Below are 1,086 nucleotides of genomic sequence, written 5' to 3'. Positions count from 1 at the left end.
TTCTTAAGCCTATGTATTCAGCTTAAGATACCTAACTTATGTTAGGTGGGTTCCCCCATTCAGACATCTCCGGATCAAAGTCTGTTTGCCGACTCCCCGAAGCTTTTCGCAGGCTACCACGTCTTTCATCGCCTCTGACTGCCAAGGCATCCACCGTATGCGCTTCTTCACTTGACCATATAACCCCAAGCAATCTGGTTATACTGTGAAGACGACATTCGCCGAAAATTCGCAATTACTCACAAATTTTACCTTAGCCTGATCCGTTACCAGTGAAAGTAACGTTCAGTCTATCTTTCTATCACATACCCAAATTTTTAAAGAACGATCTAATCAAAGACTAGAAATCAACATTCACCATCTTAACAATGGAATGCTCATTTCTAAGCTTTCATACAACAGAAGCAGTAGTGGTGGAGCCAAACGGGATCGAACCGTTGACCTCCTGCGTGCAAGGCAGGCGCTCTCCCAGCTGAGCTATGGCCCCGTATTTCTACAGGCGTTTCCCACACAAGCAAAATTGGTGGGTCTGGGCAGATTCGAACTGCCGACCTCACCCTTATCAGGGGTGCGCTCTAACCAACTGAGCTACAGACCCAATTTCGGGCTGCTTCTTATCGTCTTCTTCAATGAATCAAGCAATTCGTGTGGGAGCTTATGCAGCAGCTGATGTCGTCGATTAAGGAGGTGATCCAGCCGCAGGTTCCCCTACGGCTACCTTGTTACGACTTCACCCCAGTCATGAATCACACCGTGGTAACCGTCCTCCCGAAGGTTAGACTAGCTACTTCTGGTGCAACCCACTCCCATGGTGTGACGGGCGGTGTGTACAAGGCCCGGGAACGTATTCACCGCGACATTCTGATTCGCGATTACTAGCGATTCCGACTTCACGCAGTCGAGTTGCAGACTGCGATCCGGACTACGATCGGTTTTATGGGATTAGCTCCACCTCGCGGCTTGGCAACCCTCTGTACCGACCATTGTAGCACGTGTGTAGCCCAGGCCGTAAGGGCCATGATGACTTGACGTCATCCCCACCTTCCTCCGGTTTGTCACCGGCAGTCTCCTTAGAGTGCCCACCAT

The 1,086-nt window shown here is 50.1% G+C and carries 2 tRNA genes and 2 rRNA genes; all 4 read right to left on the bottom strand.

From position 1 onward, the window contains the following. Positions 1-177 (bottom strand): 23S ribosomal RNA (locus AC3WK5_RS29010); the annotation flags it as partial. A gap of 234 nt (positions 178-411) precedes the next feature. Beyond that, positions 412-487 (bottom strand) — tRNA-Ala (locus tag AC3WK5_RS29005). Positions 488-521: 34 nt separating this feature from the next. Then, positions 522-598 (bottom strand) — tRNA-Ile (locus AC3WK5_RS29000). Between the two features lie 82 nt (positions 599-680). Continuing rightward, a 16S ribosomal RNA gene (locus tag AC3WK5_RS28995) occupies positions 681-1,086 on the bottom strand; the annotation flags it as partial.

It is taken from the genome of Pseudomonas sp. FW306-02-D09B (assembly GCF_058782685.1).
This window is presented reverse-complemented; position numbering and strand designations above follow the sequence as displayed.